This window comes from Aquabacterium sp., assembly GCF_014378415.1.
GTDB lineage: Bacteria > Pseudomonadota > Gammaproteobacteria > Burkholderiales > Burkholderiaceae_C > Aquabacterium.
Window position 1 is genome coordinate 1 of record NZ_JACMNS010000140.1, and the last position, 9566, is coordinate 9566.

At 65.3% G+C, this 9566-nt stretch carries 9 protein-coding genes; 5 read left to right on the forward strand and 4 right to left on the reverse strand.

Going from position 1 to position 9566, the window contains the following annotated elements; translation table 11 throughout:
• Nucleotides 1-74: 74 nt before the first annotated feature.
• Nucleotides 75-1193, reverse strand: a complete 1119-nt coding sequence (locus tag H7225_RS12775; RefSeq protein ID WP_290662389.1) for an S-(hydroxymethyl)glutathione dehydrogenase/class III alcohol dehydrogenase — start codon at nt 1191-1193, stop codon at nt 75-77.
• 60 nt (nt 1194-1253) lie between these two features.
• On the opposite strand from H7225_RS12775, the gene H7225_RS12780 reads away from it, so the two are divergent.
• The 4 genes from H7225_RS12780 to H7225_RS12795 all read left to right on the forward strand — a co-directional run bounded on the left by H7225_RS12780 (nt 1254) and on the right by H7225_RS12795 (nt 5983).
• Nucleotides 1254-1496 carry a VF530 family protein gene (locus H7225_RS12780; protein ID WP_290662391.1) on the forward strand — a complete coding sequence of 81 codons (243 nt, stop codon included), beginning with the start codon at nt 1254-1256 and terminating at the stop codon, nt 1494-1496.
• A gap of 3 nt (nt 1497-1499) precedes the next feature.
• A complete protein-coding gene (locus tag H7225_RS12785) occupies nt 1500-3263 on the forward strand; it encodes an ABC transporter transmembrane domain-containing protein (RefSeq protein WP_290662393.1) in 1764 nt (587 codons plus the stop codon).
• Complete coding sequence (locus H7225_RS12790; RefSeq protein ID WP_290662395.1) at nt 3250-5013, forward strand: ATP-binding cassette domain-containing protein; 1764 nt, start codon at nt 3250-3252, stop codon at nt 5011-5013. Before H7225_RS12785 ends, H7225_RS12790 begins: the two co-directional genes overlap by 14 nt.
• Before the next feature lie 85 nt (nt 5014-5098).
• Nucleotides 5099-5983, forward strand: a complete 885-nt coding sequence (locus tag H7225_RS12795; protein WP_290662397.1) for an acyltransferase — start codon at nt 5099-5101, stop codon at nt 5981-5983.
• On the opposite strand, the gene H7225_RS12800 is transcribed toward H7225_RS12795, so the two are convergent.
• Genes H7225_RS12800 through H7225_RS12810 form a run of 3 tightly spaced genes read right to left on the reverse strand, consistent with a single transcriptional unit; the run spans nt 5984 to nt 9008 of the window.
• Entirely contained in the window at nt 5984-6706 is a 723-nt protein-coding gene (locus H7225_RS12800; RefSeq protein WP_290662399.1) for a hypothetical protein, read from the reverse strand.
• Nucleotides 6703-7467, reverse strand: a complete 765-nt coding sequence (locus tag H7225_RS12805; protein WP_290662401.1) for a class II aldolase/adducin family protein — start codon at nt 7465-7467, stop codon at nt 6703-6705. Before H7225_RS12805 ends, H7225_RS12800 begins: the two co-directional genes overlap by 4 nt.
• Nucleotides 7464-9008: an AMP-binding protein gene (locus tag H7225_RS12810; protein WP_290662403.1), complete on the reverse strand. Its 1545-nt coding sequence runs from the start codon at nt 9006-9008 to the stop codon at nt 7464-7466. The genes H7225_RS12805 and H7225_RS12810 overlap by 4 nt, the downstream gene beginning before the upstream one ends.
• A gap of 116 nt (nt 9009-9124) precedes the next feature.
• Here H7225_RS12810 and H7225_RS12815 point away from each other — a divergent pair.
• A partial coding sequence (locus H7225_RS12815; protein ID WP_290662405.1) for a hypothetical protein occupies nt 9125-9566 on the forward strand: 442 nt, incomplete at its 3' end.

Genomic DNA, 9566 nt, shown 5'->3' on the forward strand with positions numbered 1-9566 from the left:
AGCCTTGCACGCCGCCAAAGCAGGCGTGTTCGCTGAGCATTTCGATGGTCATGTGATCGGCCCGCCGCTGTCGTTCAGTACATCACCACCGAGCGGATCGATTCGCCGCTCTTCATCAGGTCGAAGCCTTCGTTGATCTGGTCCAGCGACAGCTTGTGCGTGATCAGATCGTCGATGTTGATCTTGCCCTCCATGTACCAGTCGACGATTTTGGGCACGTCGGTGCGGCCGCGCGCGCCGCCGAAGGCCGAGCCTTCCCACTTGCGGCCGGTCACCAGCTGGAAGGGGCGGGTGCTGATCTCGGCGCCGGCCTCGGCCACGCCGATGATCAGGCTGCGGCCCCAGCCCTTGTGCGTGCATTCCAGCGCCTGGCGCATGGTGGTGGTGTTGCCGATGCACTCGAAGCTGTAGTCGGCGCCGCCATCGGTCAATTGAACGATGGCGTCGACCACATTGCCGCCCGCGGCTTGAACATCCTTCGGGTTGATGAAATGCGTCATGCCGAACTGGCGGGCCATGGCCTCGCGCTTGGGGTTCAGGTCCACGCCGATGATCTTGTCGGCGCCCACCATTTTGGCCGCCTGGATCACGTTCAGGCCAATGCCGCCCAGGCCGAACACGACCACGTTGGCGCCGGCCTCGACCTTCGCGCTGAACAGCACCGCGCCCACGCCCGTGGTCACGCCGCAGCCGATGTAGCAGACCTTGTCGAAGGGCGCATCAGGGCGGATCTTGGCCAGCGCGATCTCCGGCACCACGATGAAGTTGCTGAAGGTGGAGGTGCCCATGTAGTGCAACAGCGGGTCGCCATTCAGCGAGAAGCGCGATGTGCCATCGGGCATCAGGCCCTTGCCCTGCGTGGCGCGGATCTTCTGGCACAGGTTGGTCTTGCGCGACAGGCAGAACTTGCACTGGCGGCATTCGGGCGTGTACAGCGGGATGACGTGATCGTCCTTGCGCAGCGAGCTGACGCCAGGGCCCACATCGACCACGATGCCCGCGCCTTCGTGGCCCAAAATCGCAGGGAACAAGCCCTCGGGGTCAGCGCCCGACAGGGTGTAGTAGTCGGTGTGGCAGATGCCGGTGGCCTTGACCTCGACCAGCACCTCGCCCTCACGTGGGCCTTCCAGGTCGACGGTTTCGATGGTCAGGGGCTGTCCGGCTTTCCAGGCGACGGCGGCGCGTGTCTTCATGGGCGTTCTTTCAAGGCATTCGGTGAGGTGGGGACATGATAAGTGCGGCATGATGCCGCCATGAAAAAACCCCCCAGCCAGGACCCGTTGCACGGGCTGACGCTCGAAACGATCCTCAACGAACTGGTGGCCGGCTATGGCTGGCCGGAGTTGGGTCGGCTCATCAACATCCGCTGCTTCCAGGCCGACCCCAGCGTGTCGTCCAGTTTGCGCTTTCTGCGCAAGACGCCGTGGGCGCGCGAAAAGGTCGAAGGCTTGTATTTGTTCATGCTGCGGGAGCGGCGTCGGTCGGGGCAAAGCTGACCCATGTCCCTGTCCGCGCTCGTCTTCCGGTTCATTTTCCGCCACTGGCGCGCTTACGGCCCCTCTGCGGTGATGCTGGTCGCCATCGCCTTGCTCACCGTGTGGCTACCGCGCCAGGTGGGGCACCTGGTCGATGGCCTGGTGGCACGCCGGCTGGACACCGATGGCCTGATCCGCGAAGTGGGCCTGATGGTGCTGGCCGGCCTGGCCATCTACTTCATGCGCGTGACCTGGCGGCAGTTGCTTTATGCAGCGGCTTACCGGCTGGGCGTGGACCTGCGCACCCGCCTGTACGAACGCCTCAGCCTGCAAGGCCCGCGCTTTTACCAGGACCGCCGCACCGGCGACCTGATGGCCCTGGCCACCAACGACATTGACGCGGTCGAGCAAGCCGCTGGCGAAGCCGTGCTGGCGGGCTTTGACGGCACCATGACCTTGCTGCTGGTGATTGGCGCGATGGCCTTGGGCATCGACTGGCGCCTGACCCTGGTGGCCTTGCTGCCGTTTCCCATCATGGGCTGGGCCTTCTGGTGGATCTCCAACCACGTGCACACGGCGTCGCGCCAATCGCTGGACAACTTCGGGCACCTCAACGACCAGGTGCATGAGAGCCTGTCGGGCGTGCGCACCGTGCGGGCATTGGGGCTTGAAGCGCGCAGCATCGCCGACTTCACGGCCCTGGCCGACAAAGCCGCGCAATCCAGCCTGAAGGCGCAGCGCTGGGAAGCCGCGTACGAGCCCGCCGTCAGCCTCACGCTGGGCGCCGCCACGATGCTCAGCCTGGGCATGGGCGGCTACCTGGTTTGGCACAGCGAGTTGACCATTGGCCAGTTGACCAGTTTCAGCCTCTACCTGGGGCAGATGATCTGGCCCATGTTCGCGGCCGGTTGGGTGCTGTCCCTGATCGAGCGCGGCAGGGCCGCCTGGGACCGCCTGCGGCCGGTGCTGGAAGCGCCCCTCACCGTGCAGGACCACGGCCCGGTGCTGGCGATCCAGCCTGGCGCTCTGCAGGCCCATGACGTGGTTTTCTCCTACCCAGGACACGCCCAGCGGGCCTTGTCGGGCGTGTCGCTGTCGGTTCAACCGGGCCAGACGCTCGGCCTGGTCGGCCCCACCGGCGCGGGCAAATCCACGGTAGTGCGCTTGCTGCTGCGCCAGTTCGTGCCCGATGCTGGCAGCTTGCAATGGGGCGGCGTGACCTTGGCCGACTACAAGCTGGACACCTTGCGCCGGGCCGTGAGCTGGGTGCCGCAAGAGCCCTTTTTATTCTCTGCCTCGGTGGCCGAGAACATCGCGCTGGCCAAGCCCCAGGCCACGCGCGCCGAGGTCGAACACGTGGCCCGCATGGCCGCCGTGCACGACGACATCCTGCGCCTGCCGCAAGGCTATGACACGCCGGTGGGCGAGCGCGGCGTGACCTTGTCGGGCGGCCAGCGCCAGCGCGTGGCCATTGCCCGCGCCTTGCTGGCCGATGCCCCTTTGCTGCTGCTGGACGACGCCTTGTCCGCCGTGGACACCGACACCGAGGCCCGCATCCTGCGGCACCTGCGCGAGCTGAAAGTACAGCGGCCCGAGCGCATCGTCATCGTGGTCAGCCACCGGCTCAGTTCCGTGGCCGATGCCGACCACATCCAGGTGCTGAAAGAAGGCTTGGTGGCCGAGCAAGGCAGCCACGCCCAACTGCTGGAGCAGGAGGGCTGGTATGCCCGCCAATGGCGCTACCAGCAGCTAGAGCAACAACTGGAGGCCGACGATGCAGCCGCTTGACCGAGGCCAGGCCTTTGCCCTGCTGCGCCGCGCAGCCCAACCCGAACTGCACCACCTGCGGCGCGGTCTGCTGTGGCTGATGCTGGCCGCTGGCCTGGAAGCGCTGGGCCCCATCCTGGGCAAGGCCTTCATCGACCAGCACCTGATGCCGCACCAGGGCACCTGGCCCGAGATGGCTGGCCTGCTGCTGGGCGCCCTGTTCGCCACCTGGATCGCCAGCTGGATCCGCTATGGCCAGCTGATCCGCCTGGCCGGCCTGGCCATGCGCTCGGTGCTGCGCTTGCGCGAAGAGGTCTATGGCCACGTGCTGCGCCTGCCCATGGCCTACTTCGACCGCGCCATCACCGGGCAACTGGTCAGCCGCGTCACCAACGACACCGAAGCGGTCAAGGCGCTCTACGTGCAGGTGCTGTTCGTGATGCTCGACAGCGTGGTGGCCCTGGTCGCGGCCCTGTTCGCAATGGCTTACCTCGATTGGCAGTTGATGCTGGTGGTGGCGCTGCTGGTGCCCGCCGTGACCGCCATCGTTTGGCTGTACCAGCGCCTGAGCGCCCCGGCGGTGACGCGTTCGCGCCAGTTGCGCAGCGATTTGAATGCGCAGATGGGCGAGTCCATCGCCGGCATGGCGGTCTTGCAGGCCAGCCATGCCACGCCCCGTTTTGCTGAGCGCTTTGCACAGACGGCACGCGCGCAACTGGAAGCCCGCAAAGCCGAACTGCGCGCCAACGCCTGGCTGCTGCGCCCAGCGCTCGACCTGTTGAACATTTCCCTGCTGGCCCTGGTGATGACGGTGTTTGGTCTGCGCAGCCAGGGCGGCACCTTGACCACGGTTGAGATCGGCGTGCTCTATGCCTTCATCAGCACCATGGCGCGCGTGGTGGAGCCGCTCATCCAGATCACCACGCAGTTCTCGCAACTGCAGCAGTCGATGGTGGCGGCGGCGCGCGTCAACACCTTGCTGCAAGAGGCCGAGTCCCTGCGCACCAGCGGGCAAGGCCGCGTCACGCAAGGCGCCATTGACATCCGCCGCCTGACCTTTGCCTACGCCGCCAACCCGCCCGTGCTGCACGATGTGAGCCTGAGCATCGCGCCGGGCCAGTTCATCGGCATCGTGGGGCACACTGGCAGCGGCAAATCCACGCTGCTGTCGCTGATGCTGCGCTTCTACCAGGCGCCGGCGGGCACCGTCACCATCGATGGCCAGCCGGTCGATGAGATTGACGACGACGCTTTCCGCCATGCCGTGGGCCTGGTGCCGCAAGAGCCCTTCCTGCTGGCCGCCAGCGCGCACGAGAACATCGACATGGGCAGAGGCTTGAGCCTGGCGCAGATCGAGGCCGCCGCGCGGGCTGCCCAGGTGCACGATGTCATCCTGGCGCTGGAAAAAGGCTATGACACGCCGCTGGGCGAAGGTGGCGCGCGCCTGTCCGTGGGGCAGAAGCAGTTGCTGGCCATGGCGCGGGCCCTGGCCGGGCAGCCGCGCATCCTCTTCCTGGACGAGGCCACCTCGCACATCGACAGCGACACCGAGCGCCTGGTGCAAAAAGCCCTGGACGCGCTGCACGGCCAGGTGACCGTGGTGGCCATCGCGCACCGCCTGTCCACCATCCGCGATGCCGATGCCATCGTGGTGCTGCACCATGGCCGCATCGCCGAGCAGGGCTCGCACGAAGCTTTGATGGCCTTGCCCGAAGGGCGTTATCAACGCTTGTACCTCCTGCAGCAGTGGCAGGCGCAGGACGCGGCCTGAAGAACGCGCAGCCTGGTTGCCAGGCGCCATAATTGCGGCCTGTCGTTATCCACGACCTGCACAACCAGGCCGCGTTCAATCAGCCATGTTTCAAAGACCTGTCCAATTCGTCAAGGCCACGGTGGCCAGCATTGTTCTTGCCCTGAACACGGTGATTGTGTTTTCCACCATGATCCCCTTTGCGCTGCTCAAGCTGCTGCTGCCCTTTCGCGCGGTGCGCCAGGTGGCCGACTACGTGCTGAACAAGCAGGCCGAACTCTGGGTGGCCATCAATGGCCTGTGGATCGCTGCCGTGGGACACACGCGCTGGCAAATCACCGGGGTTGACCACTTCAAGCGCTCAGGCTGGTACCTGGTCAGCAGCAACCACCAAAGCTGGGTCGACATCCTGGTGCTGCAAAAAGTGTTCAGCGGGCGCATCCCGCTGCTCAAGTTCTTCATCAAGAAAGAGCTGATCTACGTGCCGGTCATCGGCCTGGCCTGGTGGGCGCTCGACTTTCCCTTCATGTCGCGCAAGGGCGGCAAGGCCAGTGCGGCCAAGGACTTGGAAACCGCCCGCAAGGCCTGCGAGAAGTTCCGCGTCGTGCCCACTTCGGTGATCAGCTTTCTGGAAGGCACCCGCTTCACGCCCAGCAAGCACGACGTGCAGCAATCACCGTATCAGCACCTGCTCAAGCCCAAAACGGGCGGCGTTGGCATGGCGCTGGCGGTGATGGGCGAGCAATTCGACGCCATGCTGGACGTGACCATCGTCTACCCCAAGGGTGTGCCCACCTTCACCGACCTGATCTGCGGCCGCTTGAGCGATGTGGTGGTGGATGTGCGTCAGATCCCCATCCCGCCGGACTTGAAAACCGACACGGGCAAAGACCCCGCTTACCGTGCGCGCCTGCAAACCTGGATAAACGGCTTGTGGGCCGAGAAGGATCGCCGCATCGATGAGCTGGCGGCCGGCTTCAAACCTCACTGATCACTGCGTTTTGGCGGTCTGCCGCAACGGCTCGCGCAGTTGCGTGAACTGAGCCGGGGCCACGTACTGCAGCAACTCCTTGCCCTCGCTGTCCAGCGTGATGCCCAGGCCTTTGTCCGGGTAAAGCCAGTGCTCAGTGTGTGCATTGCTGCGCACGCGTTCAGCGGGCACGCCAAAGCGGGCCTTCACGATGTCGTCGTCGAGATTGGCCTGCGGGATGAAGGCCAGCGCCAGGATGGGTGAACGCAAGGCCAGCGCCTGGTCCGTGGGGTTCAAGCTGTATTTGCGCGTGCTGCTGTTCATGTAGCCCACCTTGGCGGCACGTTCGCGAAAGCCCAGGATCACCTGAGGGCTGACCTGGGCGGTCACCACCAGTTTGCCGATGATGAAACCCATGGTGGCGGACTCTACATAGGCTTCCAACGTGCCGTTCTCACCGGGGGCGGCCACCACGGCCATCTGAAAGTCCGAGGCCCAGCGGCGTTGCACATCGCCCAGCGTGCTGGCGGCCTCGGGCTGCGCGGCCAGCCGCAAGCCAAAGACCTGGGTGTCGCCCGAAGGCAATTGGTCGATGTGCCACGGCAACTCGTTCATCGGCGCCTGGTTCGGCTTGGACACCTTCGGGTCACCGTGGTCAAGCGCGATGAAGGTGGCCGCCGCCAAAGACGCCACCAGCAAGCCTGTGATCAATCCCCACTTCTTCATGCCATGCAGGTGCTTCACGTCTTGTAGCCTGGATCCAGGCGTTCCAGCTTGCGGATCAAGGCGGGCCACACAAAAGCCCCGCCCAAGCTGCCAGTCTGCACCTTCATGGCATGCGCCACGCCATCAACGATCTGAGGATTGACCTGCGTCAAGGCCCCGCCCCCTGATTGCGCCGCGATCTGGATCTGGCAGGTGCTCTCAAAAATGTACATCGACAAGAAAGCATCGGCGATGGTGGGCCCCACCGTCAGCAGGCCATGGTTGCGCAGCATCAAAAAATTCTTGCTGCCCAGATCGGCCTGCAGCCGGGGCTTCTCTTCGTCGCGGAAGGCCACGCCTTCGTAGTCGTGATAAGCCAGTGACGCCAGCACAAAAGTGCTTTGCTGCGAGATGGGCAGCACGCCGTCTTTCTGCGCGGACACCGCCACGCCCGAGCGCGTGTGGGTGTGCAGCACGCAACCGGCGTCCTCGCGTGCCGCGTGCACCGAGCTGTGGATGGTGAAGCCGGCCGGGTTGACCGGGAAGGGCGAGTCAGTGAGCTTGTGGCAGTTCTGGTCGACCTTGACCAGGCTGGACGCGGTGATCTCGTCGAACATCAGGCCGTAGGGGTTGATCAAGAAATGATGCTCCGGCCCGGGGATGCGCGCCGACACGTGCGTGAACACGAGGTCGCTCCAGCCATAGGCTGCGATCAGGCGGTAGCAGGCGGCCAAGTCCACGCGCAGTTGCCATTCTTCGGGGCTGACGCTGTCTTTCAGGGCGGGGATGTTCAGGCTCATGCGAAGGTGTCCTCGTGTTGTTGGCGCAGCAGGTTTTTCTGCACCTTGCCCATGGCGTTGCGGGGAAGCTCGGTGGCAAAGAACACGCGCTTGGGCACTTTGAAGCCGGCAATGGTGTCCTTCATGGTCTGGATCAGGGCCTGCTCGTCCACGGCCTGGCCCGCCTCGGCCACCACGATGGCGATCACGCCTTCGCCAAAGTCGGGATGCGGCACGCCCACCACGGCCGATTCGACCACGCCGGGCAGTTTGTCCAGGTGGCTTTCAACCTCGGCCGGGTAGACGTTGAAGCCGCCAGTGATGATCAGGTCCTTGGCGCGGCCGCTCAGGTGCACATAGCCTTGCGCGTCAAAATGGCCGACATCACCGGTCTTGAGCCAGCCATCGGCGGTGAACGCCTCGCGGGTTTTCTCAAGCATGCCTAAGTAGCCCTTGAAGACATTGGGGCCGCGCACCTGCACGTGGCCCACGGTGCCCAGCGAGCAGGCTTGATCGTGGTCGTCGGTGATGCGCAGGCCGACGCCGGGCAAGGGCCGGCCCACGCTGCCGGGCAGTCGCGGGCCTTCGCGGGGGCGGCAGGGGTTGGCGCACAGCATGCCGGTCTCGCTCATGCCATAGCGTTCCAGGATCTGCTGGCCGCTGCGCTGCGCGAAGGCCTCGGCCGTGGCGCTCAGCAAGGGCGCCGATCCGCTGACGAACAGGCGCATGTCCGCACACGCATCAGGCTTCAGGTAGGCGGTGTCCAGCAAGCGGCCGTACATGGTGGGCACGCCCATGAAGACCGTGGCGCGCGGTTCGCCGGTGTCCTGAATCTGCTGCATCACACCGGTCGCGTCAAACTTGTTCAGCCAGCGCATGGCCGTGCCCGACAGCAGCGCGCAGTGGCAGGCCACGAACAAGCCGTGGATGTGGAAGATGGGCAGGGCGTGCACCAGCACGTCGTCGCTGCGCCAGTCCCAGTGGCGCAGCAGGGTGCGGGCGTTGCTGAGCAGGTTGCCGTGGCTCAGCAAGGCGCCTTTGCTGCGCCCCGTGGTGCCCGAGGTGTAGAGGATGGCGGCCAGGTCATCCGCTTGGACGGACACGATGACATGCTGGTCAGCTTGCGCTGCAGCGTGGGTCAGCAAGCTGCCGGTGCGGTCATCGTTCAGCGTGAACAGGTGGGCCACGCGGCCCTGCGCGGCCAGCGGAACAACCCAGTCCTGGTCGGGCGATCGGCACACCAGCACCGAGGGCCGCGCATCGTTCACAAAGTAGTCCAGCTCGGCCTGCCGGTAGGCGGGGTTCAAGGGCAGGAAGACGCAGCCGGCCCGCAAGGTGGCCAGGTACAGCATCAGCGCCTCGACCGATTTGTCCACGTGCGCGGCGACCACGGGCGGCCGGCCGGCGTGGCCCTTCAGGCGCAGACCGGTCAGCAGGTTGGCCATCATGGCGGTGGCCCGGTCCAGGTCGCGCCAGGTGTAGTCAAGCCCCGTGTCCGTGAGGATCGCGGGCTCGTCCAGGGTGGCCGGCCAGGCGGCGGTGAGGGCGGTGAACAGATTCATGGGTGACCATCATGCGGCATTGGGCGGCCATCGGCTTTACCCACTGAAACCTCCCAGGGCTTGAACTTCTCGGGGCTCGCCCCCATCCTACGTGGATTGCTTTGGAGGTAACCGACATGCGCTTGAAACGATATTGGATGACCGGCTGCATGGCCCTGGTGCTGATGGCGGCAGGGCGTTTGCCTGAGCTTCGCGACAGCGAGGATGTTGCCGACTCCAAAGTTGGCTGGGTGACGCTGACCAGCAAGCACAACCTGGACGACACGGTGACCAAGCTGATGCAGGCGGCGCGCTCGCGTGGCATGTTGGTGCTGGCCAAGGTGTCACCGCAGCGGCCTGGCGGGCAGGACATGAGCAATGCGCCGGCCCTGGTGCTGGTGCTGGGTGACACGGATGGCCACACACCGGTGTTTCAGGACACCTCGAACGCCAACCCGCATTTGCCGATGAAGGTGCTGGTGGAAACGCAGCGCGATGGGTCGACCACCGTGAGCTTCCACGATGGCGCCACTTTGCTGAGCGACGCCGACATTCCGTTTGAATTCATTGGTGGGATGA

Excerpts from the sequence above, each read along its gene's own strand:
- H7225_RS12805 (WP_290662401.1), bottom strand. The coding sequence starts at position 7,467 with ATGAGCCTGAACATCCCCGCCCTGAAAGACAGCGTCAGCCCCGAAGAA.
- H7225_RS12795 (WP_290662397.1), top strand. The coding sequence starts at position 5,099 with ATGTTTCAAAGACCTGTCCAATTCGTCAAGGCCACGGTGGCCAGCATT.
- H7225_RS12810 (WP_290662403.1), bottom strand. The coding sequence starts at position 9,008 with ATGAATCTGTTCACCGCCCTCACCGCCGCCTGGCCGGCCACCCTGGAC.
- H7225_RS12775 (WP_290662389.1), bottom strand. The coding sequence starts at position 1,193 with ATGAAGACACGCGCCGCCGTCGCCTGGAAAGCCGGACAGCCCCTGACC.
- H7225_RS12790 (WP_290662395.1), top strand. The coding sequence starts at position 3,250 with ATGCAGCCGCTTGACCGAGGCCAGGCCTTTGCCCTGCTGCGCCGCGCA.
- H7225_RS12785 (WP_290662393.1), top strand. The coding sequence starts at position 1,500 with ATGTCCCTGTCCGCGCTCGTCTTCCGGTTCATTTTCCGCCACTGGCGC.
- H7225_RS12780 (WP_290662391.1), top strand. The coding sequence starts at position 1,254 with ATGAAAAAACCCCCCAGCCAGGACCCGTTGCACGGGCTGACGCTCGAA.